At 70.7% G+C, this 25,715-nt stretch carries 23 protein-coding genes and 1 tRNA gene; 13 read left to right on the top strand and 11 right to left on the bottom strand.

The window, feature by feature from the left end; all coding sequences use genetic code 11:
• Nucleotides 1-6 precede the first annotated feature (6 nt).
• The 3 genes from ACQEVI_RS11680 to ACQEVI_RS11670 all read right to left on the bottom strand — a co-directional run bounded on the left by ACQEVI_RS11680 (nt 7) and on the right by ACQEVI_RS11670 (nt 2,738).
• Nucleotides 7-852: an endonuclease/exonuclease/phosphatase family protein gene (locus ACQEVI_RS11680; protein ID WP_432898539.1), complete on the bottom strand. Its 846-nt coding sequence runs from the start codon at nt 850-852 to the stop codon at nt 7-9.
• Between the two features lie 71 nt (nt 853-923).
• Nucleotides 924-1,610 carry a PAS and ANTAR domain-containing protein gene (locus tag ACQEVI_RS11675; protein WP_432898536.1) on the bottom strand — a complete coding sequence of 229 codons (687 nt, stop codon included), beginning with the start codon at nt 1,608-1,610 and terminating at the stop codon, nt 924-926.
• A 78-nt stretch (nt 1,611-1,688) separates the two neighbouring features.
• Nucleotides 1,689-2,738 (bottom strand): PEP/pyruvate-binding domain-containing protein, encoded by a 1,050-nt coding sequence (locus tag ACQEVI_RS11670; RefSeq protein ID WP_432898533.1) that lies wholly within the window; start codon nt 2,736-2,738, stop codon nt 1,689-1,691.
• Nucleotides 2,739-2,897: 159 nt separating this feature from the next.
• Between ACQEVI_RS11670 and ACQEVI_RS11665 the strand changes: the two genes are divergently transcribed.
• Complete coding sequence (locus ACQEVI_RS11665; RefSeq protein ID WP_432898530.1) at nt 2,898-3,428, top strand: SigE family RNA polymerase sigma factor; 531 nt, start codon at nt 2,898-2,900, stop codon at nt 3,426-3,428.
• A complete protein-coding gene (locus ACQEVI_RS11660) occupies nt 3,425-4,993 on the top strand; it encodes a hypothetical protein (protein ID WP_432898527.1) in 1,569 nt (522 codons plus the stop codon). Before ACQEVI_RS11665 ends, ACQEVI_RS11660 begins: the two co-directional genes overlap by 4 nt.
• A gap of 106 nt (nt 4,994-5,099) precedes the next feature.
• On the opposite strand, the gene ACQEVI_RS11655 is transcribed toward ACQEVI_RS11660, so the two are convergent.
• Nucleotides 5,100-6,662 carry a hypothetical protein gene (locus ACQEVI_RS11655; RefSeq protein WP_432898524.1) on the bottom strand — a complete coding sequence of 521 codons (1,563 nt, stop codon included), beginning with the start codon at nt 6,660-6,662 and terminating at the stop codon, nt 5,100-5,102.
• Nucleotides 6,663-6,816: 154 nt separating this feature from the next.
• On the opposite strand from ACQEVI_RS11655, the gene ACQEVI_RS11650 reads away from it, so the two are divergent.
• Nucleotides 6,817-7,281, top strand: a complete 465-nt coding sequence (locus ACQEVI_RS11650) for a DUF6328 family protein (protein ID WP_432898522.1) — start codon at nt 6,817-6,819, stop codon at nt 7,279-7,281.
• Here the strand turns inward: ACQEVI_RS11650 and ACQEVI_RS11645 are convergent, their stop codons facing one another.
• Nucleotides 7,282-8,451 carry a pyridoxal phosphate-dependent aminotransferase gene (locus ACQEVI_RS11645; protein ID WP_432898519.1) on the bottom strand — a complete coding sequence of 390 codons (1,170 nt, stop codon included), beginning with the start codon at nt 8,449-8,451 and terminating at the stop codon, nt 7,282-7,284. It abuts the gene before it with no gap.
• A gap of 82 nt (nt 8,452-8,533) precedes the next feature.
• Here ACQEVI_RS11645 and ACQEVI_RS11640 point away from each other — a divergent pair, with 82 nt between their 5' ends.
• Entirely contained in the window at nt 8,534-9,163 is a 630-nt protein-coding gene (locus ACQEVI_RS11640) for a DUF1992 domain-containing protein (protein ID WP_432898516.1), read from the top strand.
• Nucleotides 9,164-9,178: 15 nt separating this feature from the next.
• On the opposite strand, the gene ACQEVI_RS11635 is transcribed toward ACQEVI_RS11640, so the two are convergent.
• The 4 genes from ACQEVI_RS11635 to ACQEVI_RS11620 all read right to left on the bottom strand — a co-directional run bounded on the left by ACQEVI_RS11635 (nt 9,179) and on the right by ACQEVI_RS11620 (nt 12,279).
• A complete protein-coding gene (locus ACQEVI_RS11635) occupies nt 9,179-9,472 on the bottom strand; it encodes a hypothetical protein (protein ID WP_432898513.1) in 294 nt (97 codons plus the stop codon).
• Between the two features lie 115 nt (nt 9,473-9,587).
• The gene (locus tag ACQEVI_RS11630) at nt 9,588-10,793 is read right to left on the bottom strand and encodes an alpha/beta hydrolase (protein ID WP_432898511.1); all 1,206 of its coding nucleotides are present in this window, start codon (nt 10,791-10,793) and stop codon (nt 9,588-9,590) included.
• Nucleotides 10,790-11,725, bottom strand: a complete 936-nt coding sequence (locus ACQEVI_RS11625; protein WP_432898508.1) for an NAD(P)H-binding protein — start codon at nt 11,723-11,725, stop codon at nt 10,790-10,792. Before ACQEVI_RS11625 ends, ACQEVI_RS11630 begins: the two co-directional genes overlap by 4 nt.
• Nucleotides 11,726-11,787: 62 nt before the next feature.
• Complete coding sequence (locus ACQEVI_RS11620; RefSeq protein ID WP_432905905.1) at nt 11,788-12,279, bottom strand: low molecular weight protein-tyrosine-phosphatase; 492 nt, start codon at nt 12,277-12,279, stop codon at nt 11,788-11,790.
• A 415-nt stretch (nt 12,280-12,694) separates the two neighbouring features.
• Between ACQEVI_RS11620 and ACQEVI_RS11615 the strand changes: the two genes are divergently transcribed.
• The gene (locus ACQEVI_RS11615; RefSeq protein ID WP_432898505.1) at nt 12,695-13,528 is read left to right on the top strand and encodes an alpha/beta fold hydrolase; all 834 of its coding nucleotides are present in this window, start codon (nt 12,695-12,697) and stop codon (nt 13,526-13,528) included.
• Here ACQEVI_RS11615 and ACQEVI_RS11610 read toward each other — a convergent pair.
• The gene (locus ACQEVI_RS11610) at nt 13,506-14,354 is read right to left on the bottom strand and encodes a class I SAM-dependent methyltransferase (protein WP_432898502.1); all 849 of its coding nucleotides are present in this window, start codon (nt 14,352-14,354) and stop codon (nt 13,506-13,508) included. The two genes, ACQEVI_RS11615 and ACQEVI_RS11610, sit on opposite strands and share 23 nt — an antisense overlap.
• A 72-nt stretch (nt 14,355-14,426) precedes the next feature.
• Here ACQEVI_RS11610 and ACQEVI_RS11605 point away from each other — a divergent pair, with 72 nt between their 5' ends.
• Complete coding sequence (locus ACQEVI_RS11605) at nt 14,427-15,698, top strand: anhydro-N-acetylmuramic acid kinase (RefSeq protein ID WP_432898499.1); 1,272 nt, start codon at nt 14,427-14,429, stop codon at nt 15,696-15,698.
• Between the two features lie 123 nt (nt 15,699-15,821).
• Here ACQEVI_RS11605 and ACQEVI_RS11600 read toward each other — a convergent pair.
• Nucleotides 15,822-15,905: transfer RNA gene (locus ACQEVI_RS11600), tRNA-Leu, on the bottom strand.
• Between the two features lie 240 nt (nt 15,906-16,145).
• Between ACQEVI_RS11600 and ACQEVI_RS11595 the strand changes: the two genes are divergently transcribed.
• From ACQEVI_RS11595 to pknB, 7 genes are read left to right on the top strand one after another with little or no spacing between them, the layout of a single operon-like run.
• Nucleotides 16,146-16,862, top strand: coding sequence for an FhaA domain-containing protein (locus ACQEVI_RS11595; RefSeq protein ID WP_020017306.1), 717 nt, complete (start codon nt 16,146-16,148; stop codon nt 16,860-16,862).
• Nucleotides 16,863-16,872: 10 nt separating this feature from the next.
• Nucleotides 16,873-17,364: an FHA domain-containing protein FhaB/FipA gene (locus ACQEVI_RS11590; RefSeq protein WP_357448197.1), complete on the top strand. Its 492-nt coding sequence runs from the start codon at nt 16,873-16,875 to the stop codon at nt 17,362-17,364.
• A 7-nt stretch (nt 17,365-17,371) separates the two neighbouring features.
• Complete coding sequence (locus ACQEVI_RS11585) at nt 17,372-18,880, top strand: PP2C family protein-serine/threonine phosphatase (protein ID WP_432898494.1); 1,509 nt, start codon at nt 17,372-17,374, stop codon at nt 18,878-18,880.
• On the top strand, nt 18,877-20,373 hold the full coding sequence (locus ACQEVI_RS11580; RefSeq protein ID WP_432898491.1) for an FtsW/RodA/SpoVE family cell cycle protein: 1,497 nt from the start codon (nt 18,877-18,879) through the stop codon (nt 20,371-20,373). The genes ACQEVI_RS11585 and ACQEVI_RS11580 overlap by 4 nt, the downstream gene beginning before the upstream one ends.
• Entirely contained in the window at nt 20,370-21,905 is a 1,536-nt protein-coding gene (locus ACQEVI_RS11575) for a peptidoglycan D,D-transpeptidase FtsI family protein (RefSeq protein WP_432898488.1), read from the top strand. The genes ACQEVI_RS11580 and ACQEVI_RS11575 overlap by 4 nt, the downstream gene beginning before the upstream one ends.
• The gene (locus ACQEVI_RS11570; protein ID WP_432898485.1) at nt 21,902-23,635 is read left to right on the top strand and encodes a protein kinase domain-containing protein; all 1,734 of its coding nucleotides are present in this window, start codon (nt 21,902-21,904) and stop codon (nt 23,633-23,635) included. Before ACQEVI_RS11575 ends, ACQEVI_RS11570 begins: the two co-directional genes overlap by 4 nt.
• The gene (gene pknB / locus ACQEVI_RS11565; RefSeq protein WP_432898483.1) at nt 23,636-25,675 is read left to right on the top strand and encodes a Stk1 family PASTA domain-containing Ser/Thr kinase; all 2,040 of its coding nucleotides are present in this window, start codon (nt 23,636-23,638) and stop codon (nt 25,673-25,675) included.
• Nucleotides 25,676-25,715: the final 40 nt, after the last annotated feature.

Raw genomic sequence — 25,715 nt, 5'->3', positions numbered from 1 at the left:
GGACCGCTAACCGGCCGGCGGTGTGAACGACAGGTCCACCAGGAGCGCCCGGTGGTCCGAGACCCCGGTGTCTACCGCCCGAACGACGGCTGCGGGCGGGCCGGTGTCCGCGCCGCCGTCCCACAGGACGTGGTCGATCTGGAACCGGGGATCGTGCCGGGGGAAGGTGTCGTCGGTCGCGAGCGGGCGCCAGCCCGTGCGATCCGCCGGCACCGACCCGCGGAGGTTGAAGTCCCCCAGCAGCACCAGCGGCCGGGGCAGCCCGGCGAGCCGACGTCGGAGGTGGTCGACCTGCCGTTCGGCATGCCGTTCCCCGGGCGTGCCGCGGCGGTATCCGGCCGTGCGCCGTGCGATCCCGCCCACCCAGGTGACCGTCGGGAACCGGTAGACGCTGAGGTGGGTGCACACGACGGTGAGCGGCCCCGACGGGGCGTCGACCACTGCGGCGAGCGCCACCCGGGGCTCGTCGGTACCGAGCTGGACCCGGCCCCACACCCACGGGGTGGCAGGCGGCAGGCGCACCGTGTGCCAGCTCCGCACGAGGTACCTGGAGAGCAGTGCGATGCCGTAGCCGGGAACGTCCGGCCGTTCCGCGCGGCGGGCACGACGCCGGACACCGGGGTAGCGGAACGGTCCCGCGAGCGCCGGCTGGAACCGGTGGTCGGCCGCACCCATCGCCTCCGCGCAGAGCCGTGCCTGGTCCGCGCCCCCGGACCGGAACTGCCGCAGGTCGACCTCCTGCAGGCCGACGACGTCGGCATCGAGCGCCGCGACCGCCTCGGCCAGCCGGCGGTTGTCGACGCGGCCGTCGGGGCCGCGACCGTGCTGGACGTTGAACGTGGCTATGCGCACGTCCCGATCTTGGGCCCAACCAGCTCGCTGCCGCTACCGCACCGCGGGCATGACGCCCCGGCCGGTGTGCGTCAGAGATCCTCCGGCGGGACCGGCTTCTCCAGGAACTCGTCGATCGCCTCGCGGGTCGGGAACACGGTGACCTCGGGCCCCGAGAACAGCTGCACCAGCGAGTAGGCGATGTCCCGTACCGCGATGTTCGCCAGGTTCGAGGCCTGCCGCAGCAGGTCGAACGCAGCCTCCTCGTCGATGCCGTAGATCACCATGAGCACACCCTTGGCCTGCTCGATGACCGCGCGTCGCTCGGCAGAGGCCTGGATGGAGGCCGTCGCGTCACGGGCCGCCGCCTCGCGGTGCGACTCGGTGACGTCGATGAAGTAACCGAACAGCTCGGTCACCCGGCCCGTAGCGGGGTCGCGCCGCCCCTGGCCCGTGACGGCCAGCGTGCGGGTGTTGCCCTGGGCGTCGCAGATGCGGTGCACCGAGCTGAACGGCTGCCCGGTCTCCGCGGCTCGGCGCAGCAGGCCGTCGACCCGCGCCCGGTCGTCGGGGTGCTTGTGGGACAGCATGAGCGGTGTCGTCGGCACGATCTGGCCAGGCTCGAAGCCGTGCATCACGTACACCTCGTCGGACCACGCCCACTGGCCGGTCGCCAGCTCCAGCCGGTATCGGCCGACGGGCGGACGTGCGCCTCCTGCGAGTACTTGCTCCAGTGTCTCGTCGAGCGGTGGCTCGCTGGGAGTCATTGGGGAGGTCACGACACTCCTTCCAGAACAGGTACGCAGAACCGGTGCTCCGAGGGTACGGGAAGTGCGACCCCCCCAGCGCACGGGCGATCAGCTGGCGCGCCGGGGATCCGCCCAGGTGGGGCCGGTGTTCTGACCGGGTTCCAGGACCTCTACGGTCGCGACGCCCGTGACGGGCCGCGCCTGCAGGATGAACGGCCGGCCGCCGTGCACCGCCCATTCGACGTCCACCGGCGCCTCGTACAGCTCCTCGATGCGGGCACCGAGCGCGGCAAGGTGTGCGGCCTGCACGTCGGTGAGTGACGGGCGACGACGCAGCTCGGCCGGAACCGGCTCGTTCCGGGTCCCCTCGTCGGTCCGCACCGTACGCACCTCCTTGGTGCTCACCGTGCTCTTGACGACGCCGCCCACGCGGGCCACCAGGAAGGTGTCGGGATTGACCTGCCCGCCGACGACGGCCTCCCCCAGCCCCCACGCCGCGTTGATCACCACCCAGTCGCGCGAACCCGTCATCGGGTCGACGGTGCACAGGACGCCCGCGGCGTCGGCGAGGACCATCTGCTGCACCACTACCGCGAGGCTCACCTCCTCGGCGGGGATGCCGTGCCTGGCGCGGTAGCCGATGGCGCGCGCCGTCCACAGGGAGGCCCAGCAGTCCCGGACCGCGCGCAGCAGCGCCTCCTCGCGGATGTTCAGGTACGAATCCTGCTGGCCCGCGAACGACATGCCCGGCAGGTCCTCGGCGGTCGCCGAGGAGCGCACGGCGACGGCCAGGTCGCTCGCGCCGAGGCCGCACTGGGTCTCGATGCGCAGGCTCGAGTACCCGACTCGGACGGCGTCGGCCACCTCCGCCGGGATCTCCAGGTCCGCGAACACCTCGGCGATTTGGGCTGCTGCGCCCTCGTGGGTCTCGGGCCGGTCCGGGTCCACCTGCGCCGCAGCCTCGACGATCGCCCGCTGCGGAGCGCCTGCCACCGCCGCACGGTAGGCGTCGGTGGTGACGATGAAGCCCTCGGGAACCGGCAGGCCGGCCGCAGCCAGGCGTGCCAGGGACGAGCCCTTGCCGCCGGTCGTCGCGAGGTCGGTGGCTGCGGGGTCCGCCAGGTCGAGCACGAACGGCTGCGGGACATCGGTGCTCACGGAGTTCTCCTTCGTCCGGGGCTCGCCTCGGGTGCGGGTGCGGGCGTGGTCAACCGATCATCGTGCATCTGACCTGCGTTCGGATCGGTCCCTGAGACGTGGAACCTTTCTCGCAGGCCCCCACGTGGTGGGGGACATGACGAGGGAGAGCACGCGACCATGTCCGCCCAGGTGAGCGACGACCCGCTGGTCCGGGTCGACATCACCCGCACCAAGGACCAGGAGTTCACGGCATTCGTGCAGGACGCCGGGCCGTACCTGTACAAGACGGCGCTCTTCCTGTCCGGCGACCCGCACCGGGCCGAGGAGCTGGTCCAGGCGACCTTCGAACGCTCCTACCGGTCCTGGCACAAGGCGCGCGCCGGCGAGCCCCGCGCCTACGCCCGACGGATCCTGATCAACCTGCGCATCGACGGCTGGCGCCGGACCCGTCACGAGGTAGTCGCCGAAGCCGTCCCGCCCGGATCGGTCGCGGGACCCGCCGACGGCATCGCCGTGCGCGACGAGGTGATGCGCGCGCTGTCCTTGCTGCCGCTCACGCAGCGCCGGGTGGTGGTGCTGCGCCACCTTCTCGACCTCTCCGAGGAACAGACGGCCCGAGAGCTCGGTATCGCCGTCGGCACCGTCAAGTCCGCCAACGCACGCGGGATCGCCCGCCTGCGCGACATCTTCGAGGAGGACGCGCGATGAGCAACCACGACACCGATGTCCTGGCCCGCCTCCGGGCAGGTGCCGACACGGTCAAGGAGCACTCGTTCGACGCGCAGTCAGTACTTGCCGGGAGCCGGCGCGCGCTGCGGCGTCGGCGGTCGTGGCAGGCAGTGGGTGCCTGCACGACGGTGGCCATGGTCGCCTTCTCGCTTGCTCTGGCGGGGCCGGTGCCCGTTCCTGGACTCGGCGATGTGACTCTTCCCGGGAGCGAGCAGGTGCGAGAGTTGCTCGGGATCGCGGACGCGGACGCATCGAGGTGCGAGGCACCGGAGCCTGCCGTGCGCAGAAGCGCCGTCGAGTCGGGCACGACCCTGCGCCCTGCAGTGACGTTCGACCTGGCAAGGGCGCGAGCTATGTCCAGCTGCTTCGACATCCGACTCGACGGCCAGTTCTCACGCGCCGGCTTCGATCCGTCGACGCTTACCGAGGACGGCACCTTTTGGAGCGCCCCGGCGGGAAACGGGGTCAGTGACCGCTTCCACCGACTCGACCCGCTCAGCAATGGTTCAGGGGACCCGATGATGCGTCCGGTATCGGCAGCCCTGGACGATGTGGAGTACATGATCGGCGGCCTTACCCCACAAGATGACGAGGCTGCCTGGTTCGAGATCGCCGCAGAAAGCACCAACCAGCCTCCGAGTCGGGTTGTCCTGGCGGCCGGCGGCAAACGAACCGACCCAGTGACAGGCGAGTACTACAAGGCCCGTGCCATCACCGAGATCGAGACAGACTACGACCCGGTGCTGGCAGTGACAGCGCAACGCGTCGCATGGCGCCAAGACGACAAGCCTGCAGGGTCCACGGGCTCCACTGCAGACGCGTGGGGTATCCCCGCGTGGGCGGCAGACCTCGAGTCGGGAGAGCCGTGGCTCCTCGGTGAGCAGGCAACGGCTATCGGCGGCGATGATGACGAGATCGTCGTGGCGACGCTCGACCAGCCGGTCAACGACCTATGGACCACCACCTTCACCTCATTCGGGGACGACGGCACCGAGACGACCGTCCTGACGTTGGAGCACCCGAGCAAGACATTTGTCCAACAGGTCGACATCACCGACGACGTACTCACCTATGCGCTGGACGGCGGCTACCACCTTGCGATCGTCTCCCGGGTGAACGGCGTGGCCGCTGGCGACGACGCTGTCGCCGTCCGGCTAGGGAACGAAAGCGTGGACAGCCTTGCCGCGGCGGGCGACGCAGTTGTCTGGTTGTCCGGCTCTGCCGCCTACCTGTTGCGCGACGCAGTGTCAGGCAGCAACGGCCGTCCAGATCTGGTGCAGATCGGACAGGGCGGTCTGAGGGAAGGGAAACGGGTCGGAATCGCCGGCGAGCGGATCGCCTGGAGCAGCATCGACGTGGACTACCGGAGCGGCGCGACCGACGCGACCAGCGTCAGGATGAGCGTCGGAACACTGCTGGAGCCCGAGGTCAACAGCTCGACACCGCAGGCGGTTCCGGAAGGACTCGGCTCACCAGCGCGGGCAGTGCCCGTAGCGCCGACGGTGACGGTCCCGGAGGACGCCGTCTTCCGCACCTACGACTGACACCACGGGCCGCGAGCAGCGGACAACAAGAGGTCCGCCCCCACCAGATGGTCAGGCACGGACTCGCGTGAGAGCCCATGCCTGACCATCTGGCGAGGACGGACCTCTAGTTGACCGTGATCGCCACCGTCGCCTGCGACGGAGCCTGCAGGGTGGTGCCCGCGTACTTCGCGATCCACGTGCCCGAGGTGCTCGTCAGGGCCGTCGTCGAGTACGTCCCGTTCGCGCCCGTGGTGACGGTCTTCTTGAGGGTCGGTCCAGCCGAGCCGGCCGGGTCGAAGTACAGCTTCACCGACGTGTTGGGCGCCGGCTTGTCCGCGGCGCCACCGCCGCTCACGAGCCGCACCTTGCGCACCCCACCGCTGAGGGTGATGGTCTTCGGTCCGGTGAACGACGTCTCCGACGCCGCGACGGTGGTGGTGCTCGCCCGCTTCACCACGATGGTCGTGACGGTGTCGTCCTGGACCAGGACGTCATGCGTGCAGTTGCTGATGCCGCTGGCGGCGTCGTTGGCGTCCCAGTCCGGTGCGGAACATGCCTTCATCTCGTCCCGGATGCCGATGTCGTAGATGCCGGCAGGCATGGTCGGGTTGAAGACAAGGTTCACGGCGCTCGTGCCGACACCGGCGTGCGTCATCTCGCGCTCCACGCGGTACCCGTCGGGGAAGCTGCCCTCGCCACGACGGCTCTCGGCGCTGACAAAGCCCGACCTGCCGCCGACGGTGAAGCCGAGGCTGCCGACGTCGACCCGCCGCTGCACCGGGGCCAGCCCGACGACGACGTCGTGCGTCATCAGGTGGTCACCCGCGGTGTGGCCGTTCTGGGTGACGCTGACCTGACCCTGGCGCAGCGTCGTGGTGCGCTCCCGCGACGAGTAGGTGATCGTCCACACCGTCTTCGCGCCCGCATCGGTCATCGGCATCTCGGCCCGCCACTTGCCGGACCCGACCGGTGTCCGGCGCGTCGTGAAGAAGCCCCGCGAGTCGGTGGTGAGGGTGGCCTGCAGCGTCTCCGGCGCGTCGCCGGTCGGGTCGAAGTACACCTTCACCTGCTGACCGGCGGCCGGCTGGTAGTCGCCGGTTCCCAGGCTCCGCATGTTCGCGGCGCCCGAGACCGAGATCGTCGAGCCGGCGGGCGCGCTCGACGGGGACGTCCAGATCGCTGGAATGTTCCGCTGCGCCCGGAACGGCACCAGCGCCGGGTTCGCGGTGCTGATCGGTACGTTGACCACACCGTTGGATGTGGTGACCGCGATCTCCGCGGCCACGCTGACCTGATAGATGCCCGACTTCGCGTCCGCGGAGAGCGGCACCCTGGAGGTCCAGGTATTCGCCGTGCTCGTGGCGGCGAACTGCGCACCCACGAGGCTCCGGCCGTCCGGGTCGACCATCGTCATGCGCCCCGACCGCATCGTTGCGGACGTCCCGTTGTGCGTGATGCTGAGCGTCCCGAGGATGGAGCCCTGCACCTCCGAACCCGGCGGCAAGGAGATCTTGGCGGTGACGACGACGTCCGCCACCCGCATGGTCATGGACTGGCTCTGCCCCGCGGAAGGTCCGGGCGAAGCCGCACCGTCAGGTGTCGCGGCCCCGCTCGATGCCGCTACGCCAGTCATCATCAGTGCCACGCCGAGCGCCATGCTCAGCGGCACACGCATCTTGGTTCTCATCAGTCCACGCCCCTCATCCCGGGGACGCGGACGCGTCCCGCCCCAGCCGCATGTTCTCCCGGGTGAAACAGTTGGGCCACGGGAGACAGTGATGTAAACGGGTGAAACTTTTTCATCCGCTCAGACGTACCCGACAAGTTGCGACAATGGGGTCATGGAAGCCGACGGACGCGAGGAAACACCGAACGAACGCGCTGATCGAAACTGGAACGAGCTGCTCCAGGAACTACGCGTGATGCAGACGGGCGTGCAGATCCTCACGGGGTTTCTGCTCACGCTCCCGTTCCAGCCGGCGTTCGCCGATCTCGACGACTACCAGCGCACGGTCTACCTGGCGCTGGTCGTGACCTCGGTGATCGCCACAGCCCTCATCGTGGCCCCGGTCAGCGTGCACCGGTCGCTGTTCCGCCAGCAGATGAAGCGCCACATCGTCACGCTGGCCGACCGGCTCACCCGGGCAGCGCTCGCCGTGCTCGCCCTCGTGATGACCGGTGCGAGCCTGCTGGTGTTCGACGTCGTCGTCGGGCGGACCGAGGGCATCGTCGTCGGCGCGAGCGTGCTCGTGGTGCTGGCGCTCGTGTGGATGGTCCTGCCGGAGGTGCTGCGCCGACGCGGCTGATCAGAGCGTCTTGTGCCAGGCCACGATCCGGTCCACCGCACGCGACACCGTGTCGAGCGACGACGCGAACGACAGCCGTACCCAGTCCCCGCCGCGCACGCCGTCGAAGTCGGTCCCCGGGGTGATGGCCACGTCGGCCTCGGCCAGCAGCCGAGCGCAATAGGTGACCGAGTCGAGCCCGAACTCGGCGACGTTGCCGTACAGGTAGAACGCGCCGTCAGCGGGTGCGACGGGGCGCCAGCCGAGCTCGCCCAGCCGCTCCAGGAGCAGGGTGCGCGACGCCGCGTACCGGGCCACGTTCTCGGCCGCCGCCGCGTAGCCCTCGGGCGAGAACGCGGCGATACCGGCCTGCTGGGCGAGCGCGGGCGGAGAGAGCGCGACGTTGCCCGCGAGCGCGTCGACCGGACCGACCAGCTCGTCGGGCAGCACCAGCCAGCCGAGGCGCCAGCCGGTCATCGCCCAGTACTTGGAGAACGAGTTCACGACTATCGCGCCCTGGCCGACGAACGTCGCCGCCGTCGCCTGCGCCACCTCGTCCGAGTAGGCGATGCCGTGGTAGATCTCGTCGCTGATCAGCCGCACGTCGTGGTCGGCGCACCACTCGGCGATCGCAGCCAGCTCGGCCGGCGTGATCATGGTGCCGGTCGGGTTCGCGGGCGAGGCGACCATGACGCCGTCGAGCCCGCCGCCGTAGTAGGCCTCGTTGAGCTGCGACACCGTGGGCTGGTAGCGGGTCTCGGGGCCGCAGTCGAGCTCCACGACCTCGCAGCCCAGCGCCGAGAGGATGTTCTTGTACGCGGGGTAGCCGGGCCGGGCGAGGGCCACGCGGTCGCCGACGTCGAACGCCGCGAGGAACGCGAGCACGAACCCGCCGCTCGAACCCGTGGTGACGGCGATCCGCGCGGGGTCGAGATCGACGTCGTACCAGCGCTTGTAGTGGCCGGCGATCTCGGCGCGCAGGGCCGGGACGCCCATGGCCTCGGTGTAGCCGAGGGTGCCGTCCTTGAGGAGTGCGATGGCCCGGTCCCGCACGACGTCGGACGCGCCGGTGGACGGCTCCCCCGCACAGAGGTTGAGCATGTCCGCCCCGGTGGCACGCCGCGCGTTCGCGGCGGCGAGCACCTCCATGACGGCGAACGGGGGCACGTGGGACCGGCGAGAGACCTTCATGCGGCCATCATCGCCCACGAAGCCGCCCGGCGGCTGGAGCGCGGCCCTTCCCGGCCGCTTGTGAAAGTTGTAACATGCCGTCATGGCGCCGGGATCGCGCGATGACGCAGACAACGACCCTCTCCGCCGGGCCGCGCAGTACCGCGTGGCCCGGGAGACCGGGAGCGCCGAGGAACCGGCAGGCTCTCCCGGTGCCACCGACCCGGACGAGGGCGACGAAGGCAAGAAGACGCCCGGCAGCATGACCGTCGAGGAGCGCTCCCGCTACGTCGACGTGGTGGTCGACCAGGCGATGCGTCGCGGCGAGTTCGACAACCTGCCTCTGCAGGGCAAGCCGATCCCCGGCCTGACGGGGACGCACGACCCCGACTGGTGGATCAAGGGCCTGATCGAGCGCGAGAACATCACGGGCCTGCTGCCGTCCGCCCAGCTGCGCAAGGACGACGCGGAGCTGGACGACAAGCTGGACCTCGAGGCGATGGAGGTCCGGGTCCGGGAGCTCGTCACGGACTTCAACGCGCGCGTCGTCGATGCCCGGCGCCAGCTCCAGGGCGGGCCGCCCGTCGTCACGCCCACCAGGGACGTGGACGAGGAGGTCGCGCGGTGGCAGGCCCGGCGCGCGGCGCGGCGGACGGCGACATCCGGTCCGCCGCCGGCTTCGCAACGCGGCCCGACGACGCCGGAGGACCGCCCGTGGTGGCGGTTCTGGTGACCGCCCCGCTACCGGTCAGAAGCCGTACGCGGTCACGATGACCACGGCGGTCACCAGCCAGTAGGGCACGGAACCGGCCACGAAGCCCAGCCCTGCCGCCACGGCCATCCGCGCCCAGCGGGCGCCGAACCTGCCGAACAGCGCTCCGGCGGCCATGGCGAGACACCCGACGATCGTCACCCCCTCGGCGGCCGTCTGCGAGATGAGCATCCCGAGGATCAGCGCGGCGATCCCGGCGGCGGTCTCGCTGCGAGCGAGATACGGCCCGCCCCGGCGAGCCCGGGGGTGGGTCTCCTGGTGCGTTGTCATGGCGCATCGCCCCTCGTGCCCGACGGCGGAATGTGGGCACCTTCGTTCCAGGATCCCACCATGGCTGCGGCTTCGCCAGAGTCCGCCGGAACCGAGCAGACAGGCGGCCTCGGCGTCAGTCCCGGGAGACCACGTAGCCGCGGAACCAGCGACCCGTCTCACGCCAGACCTGCTCACGTACGGGCTCCGCGGAGAGGGTCACGTCGTGCAGGCCGCCGGCGATGCGGACGAGGGTGACGAGGGAGCCGACGTCGGGCACCCGGCGGGCGATCCCGACCACGTCCAAGACCGAGTCCGTGCTCTTCATGTCCTCGCTCCACCGCGTCGGGATGGTGCTGCGTGTGCTGAGCAGCACCAGCACCGGCACCTCGATGCCGAGCCCACGCGCCACCTGGTCCTGGCCGCGGAAGATCGCGGCGAGCCAGGCCGGGGTGGCGCGCCAGCCGGCGTCGGGTCGCCAGGCGACGTCGTAGTCCCACTCCCCGTCGAACCGTGCGGAGATGGCGCGGGCGTACAGACCGCGGTCCAGGTTCACGAGCTGGCTGCGCGGCACGAGTGCGGACTGCACCCGGATGCCGGGCTCCATGATCTTGCGCACCGCCTCGCGGGGCTGGAACTCCAGCCAGGGCGAGTTCAGCACGAGCCCGGCCACCCGCTCCTGGTTGTGCGCCGTCCACAGGCTGACCGTGAGGCCGCCGGTGGAGTGGCCCATGAGCACCAGCTTGCGCTCGGGTGCCGCGTCCCGGCCGTGCCCCATGGCGGTGAGCGCGGCCTCGATGTCCTCGTCGTAGGTGGTCAGGCTGCGCACGTACCCAGGAGTCTGTCCCTCACGCAGGCTGCGCCCGTAACGCCGCAGGTCGAGGGCATGGAACCGGACCCCGAGCGACTCCCAGAAGTCCGCGAGATGGGTCTGGAAGAAGTAGTCGAGCCAGCCGTGCACGTACAGCACGTCCACGCCGGCGTCGGGCACGGCGGCCGGTGGCTCGTCGTCGGTCGCTGGCGGAGCTTCCGGATGTACGCGCCCCGCGCCACCCAGGTGCAGCCTCCGCCCCAGCTCGGACAGCTCGTCCCAGAGGCGCGCCACCTGTGGGTTGTCGGCGCCTACCCGGCGGATGCCCCGGCGGGGCTCGTCCCCGTGCGGGTCCACCGGGGGCTCGACCGCCGTCGGCCGGATGCGACGCACCAGCGTCGCCACGACCTCGGGCTCTTCCTCGTCCGGCTGCAGGGGCAGCGTCAGACGTTCGAAGCCCGACAGCACGTCTGGTTCCCACGCCTGCTCGGGCGTCGTTCCGTCTTCTACACCCAGGGAGAGGCTCGTCATCTGACCGACGGTAATCGCAGGTGCGCCCACTCCGTCGGATAGTCGTCGAGCCATGCCTCGAGCGACCGCGCCTCCCGCCCCGCCAGTTGCCTGACATCCGGGCTCACCACCGCGAGAACGCCCGCCTCGATCGCCTGGCACTGCGAGATCCAGTCCTCCACCTCGGCGGCGGTCGACCGGTAGAACAGGGCACGCGCCTGGTCCACGGTCTGCGGCACGTACCGGATCATGCGGCCCGCGGCGCTCGACAGCACAGCGGCCACCTCGCCGAGGCTCAGCGCCTCCGGCCCCGTCACGTGGTAGATCCGGCCCGCGTGGCGGTTCGGGTCCTCGTCGAGGAGGACCGCGGTGGCGACGTCGGCCACGTCGTCGTGCGACACGGAGGCGACCCGACCCGCCCCAGCCGGCGCCCGGAGCACCGTGTCCCGCGTCGATCCGTACGACTCGTCGTAGACCGCGAGGGTAAGGGTGCGGTGGAACATGGCGATCCGCAGCATCGTCCACCTGAGGTCCGTGCCGCGCAGGTACTCCTCGGTCAGCCAGTCGTCGCGGGCGGTCGACGAGATAGCGTCCGGCCCTGCGCCCACGGAAGACACGTAGACCACGTGCCGCACCCCGGCGAGCACCGCGGCGTCGATCGCCGCGCGGTGCTTGCCGACCCGCCCCGGACGCTCCTTGCCAGGCACCAGGAAGACCGCATGAGCGTGAGAGAACGCGCTGGTCAGGGCCCTGGAATCGACGTCGGACGGGACGGCGACGATCTCGGCCTCCGGCAGCGGGGCGCCGTCGGGCAGGCGGGGCGCCGTACCCTCGCCGCTGACCAGCAGGCGCTGCCGACCGCCCGCCGCCGCCACGCGGAAGGCGAGCCTGGAACCCAGACGGCCGTCGGCCCCGGTGAGGACGACCAGCCGGTCCGACGACGCGGAGGTCATCCCCTCACCGTAGTCGGCAGACGGTCACCCGGCCGATCGTGGTCGGGTGAAACGTCCGCCGGTCACGCGCCGGACGACACCCCGAGCTCATTCCGGACGAAGTCGACGACACCGTCCGCGGCCGCCTCGATCTGTGCGAGGCAGACCTCGAAGTCGTGCGGACCGCCGTACCAGGGGTCGGCGATGTCGAGCTCGTCCTCGCGGAGCTCTTGGGCTGCCGGGTCGAACGACCGGTACATCCGGATCACCGGCTCGCTCTGCTCGGCAAGGTCCCACAGGCTGCGCGCGTGCCGGCTGGTCATGGCGAGCACCAGGTCCCGCGAGGCGACGTCGGCGGCGGTCACCTGGCGCGCGTGGTGTCCGCCACCCGTGGCGTAGCCGTGCTCGGCCAGGACCGTGCGGGCCCGCCGGTCCACCGGGTTGCCGTGCTCCTCGTCGCTCACGCCGGAGGAGTCGACGACCACGGAGTCACCGAGACCCGCGGCCTCGAAACGATCACGGAGCACGATCTCGGCCATCGGGGACCTGCAGATGTTTCCCGTGCAGACAGTCATCACGCGGTAGGCAGTCACGTGAGCATTCTCCCCGGCCGGAGGCGCGGGAAAGCCCGCGGGGCGACTTGTGTCAGCCGTGCTGGACGAGGGCACGGCACCCGCGGGCTCCGGTGGTCGCGAGAAATTCGCCACCTTGTCCCGTTGCGCCTGGCAGATCAGGAAGGCCCCGTGCTGAGCCTTCCGACCGGCGTCGGCGCGAAACGCTTGCGCGTCACGCGACTAGCGCGCGACCACCTCATGGGTCCGATGTGAAATCACTGCTCGGATCACCTCCTTTTCTCATGTGCCTACGAACCTACGCCTCGGGGCGGCGGCCGCCCAGGTTTTTTCCTCGCGGCGAAAATCGGCACGAGATCGATAGCCTCGAGCATCCGTCGGAGCGACGACTTTTGGGGCGCCGGTCCGTCTGCCCTGCATGACGACCATCACCGTCGACTCCTTCACGACGTCGGCAGACGGCACCCACATCGCGTACGACCTCACCGGACCGACCCCCGGTCTGGCGCCCGCGATAGTGGTGGTCGACGGTGTGCTCGCCCACCGCCTGCCCGTCACGCTCGCCGTGGCGTCCGCGCTGGGCGACCGGGCCACGACGCTGCGCTACGACCGGCGCGGGCGCGGCGGGAGCGGAGACACTCCCCCGTACAGCGTGGACCGGGAGATCGACGACATCGCCGCCCTGCTGGAGGTCACAGGTCCGGCCGCGCTGCTCGGTATCTCCTCCGGCACGTTCCTCGCACTGCGCGCGGCGGCCGACCTGGGGGCAGACGTCACGGGCGTGCTCTGCTACGAGCCGACGTACGACATCGCGAGCGGCGAGCCACCCACCGATCCCCGGATGATCGCCGGGGTGGAGATCTGCGTGGAGGTGGGCGACCCCGGCAGCGCCGTCGAGCTGTTCCTCGACGTGGTCGGCCTGCCGTGCGGACTGCTGCCGCGCATGCGGGAGTCGCCCTCGTGGGCAGGCCTCGAGGCGATCGCCCCGACCATCGCCTACGACGGTCGGATCCTCGCGGGCATCACGCTGGGCCACCGGGCCCTCATGGGCCGGTGGCACCAGATCACCCAGCGGGTCCTCGTGGCGAACGGGGCCGGGAGCGCCGCGTCCGTCAAGCGCGCCGCGGAGTCTCTGGCGGCCGTGTTGCCGGCGGCACGTCGGGTGACCCTGCCGGGGCACGGGACGGACGTGCCACCGGAGGCGATGGCGGAGGCGGTGACGAGCCTGCTCAGAACGGTCGGCGGGCCGTGACCAGGATGCGCGGGGCCTCGTCGACGAGCTCGTTGCCCGTCGCGAAGTGCATGTGCAGCGCACGCAGCCCTGCCTCGTGCCGCGCGACGGCGGACGGGCTGAGACCGGCGAGGTCCGGGACCTGCCACGCCGCGCTCCGCAGGTACCAGAGCACGGAGGACAGGTCGGTGAACGTGCGCGTCCCGGTGTGCTCCTTGGCCTCGACGATCTCCAGGCCGGAGGCGACGAGCCCGTCGGAGATCACGTCGACGGTGACGGCGTCCGGGTCCCAGCCGAGCGCCACGCCGAGTGCCCGGTTGAGGACTATGCCGTCCCGCGTGTCCACCTGCTCGGTGAGGAACGTACCGCCGGGCTCCAGCACGCGACCCACCTCGTCGGGGTCGATGGTGCTGAAGCGGCTCAGCACCACGCTGTACTGGCCGTCGAAGAAGGGCAGCAGCATGTCGCCGTTCCAGGACGGCTCCGCCCGGCGTACGTCGACGCCGAGCGGTTCCAGACGGCGTCGGGCGGTGAGAAAGGCGGGGCCGGTCTCCGTGGCGGCCGACCCCCTCGGAAGCGGGCCGAGGCCCGCGAAGAAGTCGCCGTTGCGGGTGCCGATGTCGAGCACGGCACCCCGGGACCTGAGCACGACCTCGCGAGCGAGGGCGGGGTAGTCCCACTCCGGTGCGTCGATCGTGAGACGGTCGCCGACGGGGGTGTCGGCAAGCCCGTCGGTGAACAGCGCCGCGGGGGTCGAAGGAGTCGCAGGGGCGTTGCGCGCCCATTCGATGTGGTCCTCGAACGGCGCGTCCGGCGCCGGAGCTGGGGCGATCGAGACGTCGAGCATGGTGCAGATTGTGGCGCAAAGTAGGGGCAAGGGGGTAACACTGGCGCAAACCCGACCGGAGGAGTCGATCTGATGGTGGACCCGTTGCCTGAAAAGCAGTCTTCACCTGGGGATACATCGACTGCTCTGCGCGTGGTCGGACTCATGTCCGGCACGTCCCACGACGCGGTGGACGCCGCCGCGTGCGAGCTCCGGCTCGCCGACGACACGCTGACGCTCACGCCGCTGGGACACCTCTCGGTCCCCTACCCGCCGTCCCTCCGGTCCGAGCTCGTGGCGGCGCTCCCCCCGGCCCGCACCACGCTGGAGACCGTGTGCAGGCTGGACACCGAGATCGGGCAGGCCTTCGCCGACGTCGCCGCGCGCTCCGTTGCCGAGCTCTGCGGAGGTCGCGCCGACCTCGTCGTGTCGCACGGACAGACCGTCTTCCACTGGGCGCCCGACGGCGGTGGCGTGCTCGGCACCCTGCAGATCGGTGAGGCCGCATGGATCGCCGAGGCGACCGGGCTGCCCGTCGTCTCGGGCCTCCGCACGCGCGACGTCGCAGCGGGTGGGCAGGGCGCTCCCCTGGTGGGTCTGTTCGACGCTCTGTGGCTCGCGGGCCGCCCGGGTTCGCCGGTCGCGCTCAATCTGGGCGGTATCGCGAACGTGACGGTGCTGCCCTCGACTCCCCCGGTGGTCGAGCGTGTCCCTCCGGTGGTCGAGCCTGTCCAGACCCACACGTTCGACACTGGCCCGGCCTGCGCCCTGCTGGACGCCACAACGCGCCACGTCACGAACGGCCGCCTCACCTTCGACGCCGACGGCGGTCTCGCCGCCCGCGGGCAGGTGCTCCCCGACCTCCTCGCACGCCTGCTCGACGAGCCCTACTACGCGCGCCCGGCACCGAAGTCGACGGGCAAGGAGCTGTTCCACCTCGACTACCTGCTGGCTCGCCTCGGCCCCACACCGCCGACGCCGGAGGACCTGCTCACCACCCTCGTCGCGCTCACCGCCCGCACCGTGGCGGACGCCGTCCGGCACACCGCCACCGAGGTCGTCACCTCGGGTGGCGGCACCCGCAACCCGGTTCTGATGGCCGCGCTCCGGGCGGAGCTGCCCGGCGTCACCGTCCGCACGTCCGACGAGCTGGGCGTGCCGAGCCAGGCGAAGGAGGCGCTGGCTTTCGCCGTGCTGGGCTGGCACACCTGGTACGGCCTGCCCGGCGTGCTGCCGGGGGCCACGGGTGCGCGGCGCCCGAGCGTGCTGGGCTCGGTGACCCCGGGCGCGGGTGGCCGCTTCCCGCCAGGCCGGGCCGCCGCCGTCGGGCAGCCAGGGCGGTTGGAGGTCCTACGGCCGGCCTGAACCGCAGTGCTGATTGCTGGCGAACCGGCTGGGGAGAAGTGCCCATGTCAGGCGCCAGGATCAGCGCAGGTCCGGGCATGACGAAGGCCCCGACTCGATGAGCCGGGGCCTTTCGTAACAACGTGCGCGAGGGGGGAGTTGAACCCCCACGCCCTTTCGGGCACACGGACCTGAACCGTGCGCGTCTGCCTATTCCGCCACTCGCGCGCTGCTGGATGAGAGGCTAGCACGGCACGGACGTCGTCTCCGAATCCAATAAGCGTGAAGTGGTTCACGTCTTGCCGCAGGTCCGGTAGCGTGCGGATCCGCCCACGCCTCTCTTCACCGCGCCACCTGAGGGAAGATCGGAGAAGATCCGCAGGACATCCACAGTAATGGAGTCTGCGGGGACCGACCGGTCTATACGATCTAGGTAGTCTGCCCGGCGCAGACCCGGAAGGAGGTGGCATGGGCGCCCTGGACCGCTTCGAGAAGAGCGTGGAGCGCATGATGAACAACGCGTTCGCCAAGGTGGGACGTGGCGAGGTGAAGCCCGTCGAACTGGCGAGCAGGCTTCGTCGCGAGCTGGACGACCGTGCCGCGGTCGTCGGACGTGACCGTACCGTTGCCCCGAACGAGTTCACCATCGAGCTCGCTCCCGACGACTTCGCCCAGATCGAGGCGTGGGGGGCACAGACCCTCGCCGACGAGCTCGCGTCCAACATCACGGCGTACGCCGCGACGCAGCACTACGCGTTCGTGGGCCCCGTGAGCGTGACGTTCGACGAGCAGTACGAGCTGGTGCCCGGCCGCTTCACCGTGCGGTCGCGCAGCGTGCAGGGAAGCGTCGCCCCGGCGACGTCCGGCGCACCGACCGGCCGGCATCCGCTGATCGACATCGATGGTCAGCGGTACCTGCTCACCGGACCGGTGACCGTCATCGGGCGTGACGCCGAGGCGGACATCGTCGTGGACGACCCGGGAGTCTCCCGCCGTCACCTCGAGATCCGCGTGACGCCGGACGGCGTCGTCGCGACCGACATGGGCTCGACCAACGGCCTGTACGTCGAGGGCCACCAGGTCCCGGCGGCGACCCTGCTCGATGGCAACACCATGACCATCGGCCGTACCCGCATCATGTTCTGGACCGGCAGTGCTTCCGGTGCAGACAACGAGGACTGGTGAAAAACCCGACATGAGCGAGCTGACGTTCACCCTGCTTCGGCTGGGCTACCTCGTGCTGCTGTGGGTGTTCGTGCTCTCCGCCGTCGCCGTGCTCCGGCGCGACCTGGCAGGACCACGCACACCCAGCGGCCGACGGCGCCGGCCGGAGCTCGCGGGGCCGGCCCCGACGCCGACCCCGGCCGGTGGCGCGCCCCGCGCTCCGCAGCGCGGCGGCCCTTCACGGCTCGTCGTGGTGGCAGGCCCGCTCACGGGTACCACCATCCCGCTCACCTCGTCCGGCGTGCTGATCGGACGCGCGCCGAGCTGCACGCTCGTGCTCGACGACGACTACTCGTCGTCCCGTCACGCACGGATCTTCCCCCAGGGCGGCCAGTGGTTCGTGGAGGACCTCGGCTCCACGAACGGCACGTACATCGGCGAGGAGCGGGTGCAGGGTGTCCTGCCGCTCGCCCCCGGTGTGGGTGTGCAGATCGGACAGTCCGTCGTCGAGCTCCAGGGATGACCATCACGTGACCGTGACCTTGCGGTATGCCGCGCGCTCCGACGTCGGCCTCGTCCGCTCCAACAACCAGGACTCCGCCTACGCGGGCCCCAACCTCCTCGTCGTGGCCGACGGGATGGGCGGGCACGCGGGCGGCGACGTCGCGTCCGCGCTGACCATCGCGGCCCTGGTGGCCCTCGACCGGCCCGACCACAGCTCCGACCAGTCGATGTCCGAGCTCGAACGCTCGATCGACCGCGCCAGGCAGGACCTCGTCGACGCGACGACGGCCGACCCGGACCTGGCCGGCATGGGCACCACCGTCACAGCGCTGCTGAAGTCCGGCAACACGCTGGCCATGGCCCACCTGGGCGACTCGCGCGCGTATCTGCTGCGCGACGGCACCCTGGCCCAGGTCACGGTGGACCACACCTTCGTGCAGCACCTGGTCGACACCGGCCGGATCACGCCCGACGAGGCGGAGACCCACCCGCAGCGCAACGTCGTGATGCGGGTGCTGGGCGACTTCGACCTCGACCTCACACCGGACCTCTCGATCCGCGAGGCGGTACCCGGCGACCGCTGGATGCTCTGCTCCGACGGCCTGTCCGGCTTCGTGCCCGACAACGAGATCGCCGAGGTGCTCATCTCGGTCAGCGCCCCGCAGGACGCCGTCGAGCAGCTCGTCTCGATGTCCATGCGCGCGGGCAGCACCGACAACATCACCGTCGTCGTCGCCGACGTCCTCGACGATGCCGCGGCGGCCACCACCGCCGCGCCGGAGATCGTCGGCTCGGCCGCACTCGCCGGCGTGACCGCTGCGGGTGACCCGGCGTCCCCCACCGCTCTGCCCGTCTCGGGTTCCGGCATCGACGGCGACACCGTGACCGGCTTCACCCGGTCAACCGTCCCGTCAGGCGCCCAGACCGCACCCTCACCGGTCTCCGTCGGCGTCCTGCCCGACGACGCGGCGCGCGACGGCCTCGCCGACACCCTCGAGCAGGCCATGATCGCGGGCGACCCCGACGAGGAGCAGTACCAGCCGGACATCCAGCCCGACGACGACCTCGACGAAGAGGCCCGCGAGGAGGAGATCCCGGCGAGGAAGCGGGTCTGGCTGACCGTGCTCGGTGCGCTGCTCCTGATCGTGGGCCTCGCCCTGGCCGGTTGGGGCGGCTACCGCTGGACCCAGACCCAGTACTACGTGGGCGAGTCGGACGGCCAGGTCGCCGTGTTCCGGGGTATCCCGGCGACGGCAGGTCCCCTGACGTTCTCGACCCCGGTCGAGCTCACCGGCACCCGCGTCGACGAGCTGCCCGGGTTCATCGCGGACCGCGTGCAGGAGACCATCCGGGCCACGTCGCTCGAGGACGCCCGCGGACGCGCCGACCGCCTCATCCTGGACGCCGCCGAGGAGGCCGAGCCGTCCCCGTCACCGTCACCCAGCCCCTCGACGAGCGACGAGCCGGGCGACAGCTCCTCGCCGACGTCCGGGTCGACCGCCAAGAGCGACTCCAGCCAGGAGGCGAACGGATGAGCGGCCTCCAGCTCGAGGAGAAGGCGCCCACCCGCATCGCCGAGGCGGTGCTGCTCATCGTCGCGCTGGCCCTCGGCATGGGCGGCATGTGGATGGTCGGCTACGCACTGGACGACGCTCTGCCCGAGGGCTTCTGGACCTACTCGATAGTCCTGGCCGCGCTGGCGTTCACCACGCACATCGTGCTCCGCCTGCGCGCCCCGTACGCGGACCAGGTGATCCTGCCGTCCGTGGTGCTGCTGAACAGCGTCAGCATGGCCATGGTCCTGCGGCTGGACCTGGTGGACATGCGAGGCGCGAACGCCTCCCGCCACCTCATGTGGACCGCACTGGGCGTCATCGTCGCATGCGCCGTCATCTTCCTGCTGCGGGACCACCGCGGCCTGCGGCGGCTGACCTACACGGCGATGGTCGTGGGTATCGTCCTCGTGATCCTGCCGCTGATCCCCGGACTGGGCAAGGAGATCAACGGCGCCCAGATCTGGATCTTCATCGGCCCGTTCTCGCTGCAGCCTGCTGAGTTCGCCAAGATCGCCTTCGCGGTGTTCTTTGCCGGCTATCTGGTCGCGAACAGGGACACCCTGGCCCTCGCCGGCAAGAAGTTCGTGGGCCTGCAGCTGCCCCGACTGCGCGACCTGGGCCCGATCCTGATCGTCTGGGCCGTGTCGCTCGCGGTCCTGATCGGCGAGAAGGACCTCGGGACGTCGCTCCTGTTCTTCGGCCTGTTCGTCGGCATGCTGTACCTCGCCACCGACCGGGTGGGCTGGATCGTCATCGGCCTCACCATGTTCGCCGGCGGCGCCCTCGTTGCCTGGTCGTTCTTCAGCCACGTACAGGCCCGCGTGGACGTCTGGCTCGACCCGCTCAACGCGGAGCTGTACGAGCGCGACTTCGGCGGCTCTTACCAGATCGTCCAGGGCATGTTCGGCATGGCGTACGGCGGCATGTTCGGCGCAGGCTGGGGCGAGGGCTACCCGGACCGTGTGCCTTTCGCTTTCTCCGACTTCGTCTACGCCTCGCTCGGCGAGGAGCTCGGGCTCACCGGCCTGCTGGCGATCCTGCTGATCTACCTGGTCATCGTGCAGCGAGGACTGCGCCACGCGGTCGGTGTGCGCGACGGATTCGGCAAGCTGCTCGCCGGCGGCCTCGCGTTCGTCATGGCGCTGCAGCTCTTCGTGGTGGTGGGCGGCATCACCCGCATCATCCCGCTCACCGGCCTGACCCTGCCGTTCATGGCGCAGGGCGGATCCTCCCTGCTCGCGAACTGGATAGTCATCGCCCTCATGCTGCGCATCTCCGACGCCGCTCGACGCCCCTCGGCCCTGCCCACCCGCGGCGCGCTGGCCGACCCGGCGCCCGCACTGGTGGGCGGCGACGCCATCGAGGTGGGAGGCCCCGGCATGGGCCCGGTGCAGGCGGGAACCGAGGCCGGCGCCGGCCGGGGCGCAACGCCCGACGACGCGACCCAGATCGTCCGGGGGGTGGACCGGTGAACACGACCCTGCGTCGCCTCTCGACCGTCGTGATGGCCATGTTCCTGGCCCTCATGGTCTCGACGACCTGGATCCAGTTCGTCACCGCGAACGACCTGAACGAGGATCCGCGCAACTTCCGGAACATCTACAGCGAGCTGGGCCGGGACCGCGGGCCGATCGTGGTGGGTGGCGAGCCGATCGTGACGTCCGAAGAGGTCGACGACGACTACAAGTACCAGCGCACCTACTCGGGCGGGGACGCGGGCGCGGCCAGCGTCTACGCGCCGCTGACCGGCTTCTTCGCTGTCACCGGTACCTACACGGGGCTCGAGCGCTTCGCGAACGGCTACCTCGGCGGCGAGGACGACTCGCTCTGGCTCGACCGGCTGCAGAACCTCATCACCGGTGAGGAGGCACAGGGCTCCTCCGTCGAGCTCACCATCGACCCCAAGGTCCAGCAGGCCGCCTGGGACGCCCTCGGGGACTACACCGGCGCGGCCGTCGCCCTGGACCCGAAGACCGGCGCCATCCTCGCGATGGTCTCCAAGCCGTCGTTCGACCCGAACGCCATCGCGGTGCACAACGCCGGGGACGCGACCGCGGCCTACAACGAGCTCCTGAACCAGAAGCCGCAGGTCAACTCGGAGGACGGCGAGGAGCGGTTCAGCACCTACGGGCCCACGATCAACCGCACCATCAACGCCACATTCCCGCCCGGCTCCGCATTCAAGCTGCTCACCTCGGCCGCCGCCATCGAGTACAACGGGGTGACCCCCGGCTCCGAGATCCCTGCGCCCGACGTCTACCAGCTTCCCGGCACGACGGGCCCCAACGGTCAGGTGGGGAACTTCGGCGGTGAGTCCTGCGACGCCTCGGGCAAGATGACGCTCAAGGCGGCACTGGCGATCTCCTGCAACACCGCGTTCCTCGACCTGGCCAACGAGGTCGGCAAGGACGGGATGCAGCGGATGTTCGAGGACTTCGGGTTCACCGAGTCGCTCGAGATCCCGATGTCGACCACGATCGGTGCCTACCCCGGCCTCATCGGCGGCGAGGAGGACGACGACTCGGCCGCCCGCGTCTCGCTGTCCGGCATCGGCCAGGGCAGCGTCCGCATGACGCCGCTCCAGGTCGCCATGATCTCGGCCGCCGTCGCCAACGACGGCGACCTCATGGAGCCGTATCTCATCCAGAGCGTGCGGGACAGCGACCTGGAGCTCGTCAGCCAGACGAAGCCGAGCCGCTACAAGAGCCCGTTCTCGTCGTCCACGGCGGACGCGCTCACCGAGATGATGGTCGAGGTCGTCAACGAGGGCTCCGGCAAGGGCGCGCAGATCCAGGGCGTCCAGGTGGCGGGCAAGACCGGCACCGCCGAGGACAACCCGCGGTCGCCCACGCTGTGGTTCACGTCGTTCGCCCCGTCCGAGGACCCGCAGGTCGCGGTGGCGGTCGTGCTGGAGAACGAGGGTCAGTCCACCAACGAGACCACCGGTGGCGCTCTCGCCAGCCCCATCGCCCGACAGATCATGCAGGCGGCGATCTCGAGATGAGACCGGTCGAGGGTCTGACGCTCGGTGAGCGCTACACGCTCGTACGGCGCATCGCCATGGGCGGCATGGGCGAGGTCTGGGTGGCGCGCGACGAGAAGCTCGCGCGCGAGATCGCCGTGAAGGTGCTCCGCGAGGAGTACACGGGCAACGAGGACTTTCTTCGTCGCCTGCGCACGGAGGCCCGGAACTCGTCGACCCTCGTTCACCCCAACATCGCGCAGATGTTCGACTACGGCGAGGAGAACGGCGCCGGCTACCTCGTCCAGGAGCTGGTCCGGGGTGAGCCGCTCGCCGACCTGCTCGAACGTGAGCCGGTGCTGACGCCGGCCCGGCTCCTGCCGATCCTGGCGCAGACCGCCCGCGGGCTGCACGCCGCCCACCTCGCGGGTGTCGTCCATCGCGACGTAAAACCAGGCAACATCCTGCTGGAGCACTCCGGCACGGTGAAGATCACCGACTTCGGTGTCTCCGTGGCGCAGAACCAGGTGCCCATGACTGCCACCGGCATGGTCATGGGCACCGCGCAGTATCTGTCGCCCGAGCAGGCGGTGGGACAGTCGGCCACCGGAGCGTCCGACATCTACGCGCTCGGCGTGGTCGCCTACGAGGCCACGGCGGGCCGTCGTCCGTTCACCGGCAGGACTCCCGTCGACATCGCCATCGCGCACGTCAACGCGCCGGTCCCGCTCCTGCCGACCTCGGTGCACCCCGGACTCTCCGAGACGATCACGCAGATGCTGGAGAAGGATCCGGCACAGCGCATCTCCTCTGCGGACCAGCTCGCGCGGCACCTCGACGTGCTCGCCGCCGAGATCGCCGAGGACCCGTTCGGAAGCTCGCGCTACGCACGCAGGGCCCGCCGCGACGGACAGTCGTCCGGCCCGCAGCGGTCGGGCAACGGCCGCAGCGGAGCAGGGGCACAGCCCGGCCCGTCCCACGCGCGCAGGCAGACCCCGTTCGGCCAGACCAGCGGCGGTCGGCACACCACCGTCACGAACGCGCAGTCCGCGCCGCCCAGCCCGGACCGCGGCACCCCGGCCGGCGGATACGGCTCGGGACCTTTCGGCTCGGGAGCCCACGGTTCCGACTCGGCCGGCTACGGCACGACGTCGGGCACGCACGGGACGGACGCCTACGGGCGACCCTATTCGCCCGCGCCGGGCACCCCAGCCGGCGCCCCGGGCTCGGGGCAGTACGGCACGGACTCGGCCGGTTACGGGGCGGACTCCGCGGGCTACGGCACCACGTCGGGCACGTACGGGACCGACGCCTACGGCCGGCCGCACGGTTCGGGCTACGTCCCACCGCAGGCGGCCGGCAACGGCGTGGGGAACGGTGGGCGGTCCTACCCGTCGCGTCGCGATCTGCACTCGACACGCCAGGACGGACGGCGGGTCCCCCAGCAGGGGCGGTCCGGGGGGCACCCTGGGAAGCGACGAAGTCTGTCGTCGGACGTACAGCGATGGCTGGGCGGGATCGAGGACCGCATAGGGGTCCGCGTATCCTGGCCGCTTGTCGCGCTGGTCGCACTGCTGCTGGTGGTGCTGATCATCACGCTGGTCTCCGGAGGCGGTGACAACAGCGCTCTGCAGGAGCCGTTGGGTTCCTCCGAAATCCACGGCGAAACACTGAATCCCCCGGTAGCCGCCGCAGCAGCCGCTTCTGGGATGATGTTTTTCAACGAGTCGTATGCCCTGAGGCAGACGGCCATGACATCTAAGGACGTATGAGTGGTGGAGAACACGCCCCGCGTACTCGCCGGCCGTTACGAGGTCGGCGAGCTTGTCGGCCGTGGCGGCATGGCCGAGGTCCACATCGGCCACGACACCCGTCTCGGTCGTACCGTCGCGATCAAGGTGCTGCGTTCCGACCTCGCTCGTGATCCGTCCTTCCTGGTGCGCTTCCGGCGCGAGGCGCAGTCCGCCGCCGCGCTGAACCACCCCGCTGTCGTCGCCGTGTACGACACGGGCGAGGACATCCACCAGAATGCCGCCGGCGAGGACGTGCACGTCCCGTTCATCGTCATGGAGTACGTCGAGGGCCACACGGTCCGCGACATCCTGACCGACGGCGCCGCGGTCCCCATCGAGGAGGCCGTCGAGATCACCGTCGGCGTGCTGAGCGCGCTGGAGTACTCGCACCACGCGGGCATCGTGCACCGTGACATCAAGCCCGCCAACGTCATGATCACGCCTACGGGTGCGGTCAAGGTGATGGACTTCGGCATCGCCCGGGCCATGGCCGACTCCGCCGCGACGATGACGCAGACGAACGCCGTCATCGGCACCGCGCAGTACCTCTCCCCCGAGCAGGCCCGCGGCGAGCAGGTCGACACCCGCTCCGACCTGTACTCGACCGGCTGCATGCTGTTCGAGCTCCTCACCGGTCGTCCGCCGTTCCAGGGCGACTCGCCCGTGGCCGTCGCGTACCAGCACGTGGGCCAGGAGCCGCAGCGCCCGTCCGAGGTCGCCACCGACGTCCCCGACGTGCTGGACCGCATCACCCTCAAGGCGCTGACGAAGGACCGTGAGCAGCGGTACAGCACTGCCGCCGAGTTCCGGCGCGACCTGGAGTCCGCGATGCGCGGCGGCCAGATCAGCGCGCCGATGGTGGGCGCCATGATGGGTGCGACGCAGGTCGCGGGCCAGCCCGCGTACGGCGCCACGCAGGTCATGTCGCCGACCCCGAGCTGGGGTCCGGCGACGGCGCAGCAGAGCCCGGTCACGCCCGGTGGGGGATACCCCGGCCAGCCGACGCGCGACCAGCAGGAGCCCGAGAAGAAGAGCAAGGCCCTCATGTGGTGGCTGCTCGGGATCGCCCTGGCGGCGGTCGCGGCCATCGCTATCGCCATGGCGGTGGAGAACGCGAACAGCAACCGGGCGCCCACGACGGTGCCCGTGCCCGAGATCGCGGAGGGCCTGAGCGCCGACGAGGCCAGGGCGCAGATCGAGGCGGCCGGACTGACGTTCGAGCAGGCCATCGACCAGGACTCCGACCTCGACGAGGGACGGACCACCGGGACGACCGACCCGGTGGCGGGCGAGGAGGTCGAGCCTGACTCGACGGTCATCGTCTACGTCGCCGGCGCGCCGGGCCAGGTCACGGTCCCCGAGCTGAAGAACCTGTCCGAGGCCGACGCCCGTGCCAAGCTCGAGGAGCTCAACCTCACTCTCGGCACCTCCCAGACGGAGAACAGCCCGAACATCGCGAAGGACCTGGTGACCAAGAGCGAGCCCGGCGCAGGCCAGCCCGCGCAGGAAGGCGACACGGTCACCCTGTATCTCTCGACGGGCAACACGACGCTCCCGAACGTCGTCGGCCAGTCCAAGGAAGGTGCCAGCGCGCAGCTGGCGAACCTTGGCCTCGGCACCATCGAGTACGACGAGGAAGAGAGCGAAGAGGCAGCGCCGGGCACTGTGGTCCGCACCGACCCGGAAGCCGGTGACGTACCGCAGGGGCGGGGAGTCACGGTCTACCTCGCGGTGGCGCCGGAGCCCAAGGAGACGCAGGTGCCCAACGACCTCGTCGGCAAGACGCTCGACGAGGCCCAGGTCGCCTGTACCGGTGCGAAGATCACCTGTGACCAGACGTCCGAGGAGGCTTCGGAGATCGTCGCCGCCGGGCAGGTCATCACGTCGGACCCGCCGCCCGGTACCACCGTCGAGGAGGGCGCCTACATCGGCCTCGTGATCTCGACCGGACCCGCTGAAGGCGGCGGCGAGGGAGAAGGCGGGGGCGGCGAGGACGAGGGCGAACCCGTCTTCCCGTAACGCGACTGCGCTGACCGGTTGGTACCGGTCAGCGCAGGAC

It is taken from the genome of Promicromonospora sp. CA-289599 (assembly GCF_050936155.1).
GTDB lineage: Bacteria > Actinomycetota > Actinomycetes > Actinomycetales > Cellulomonadaceae > Promicromonospora.
Note: the sequence above shows the minus strand (reverse complement) of the source record. Positions and strands in the feature narration are given on the sequence as shown.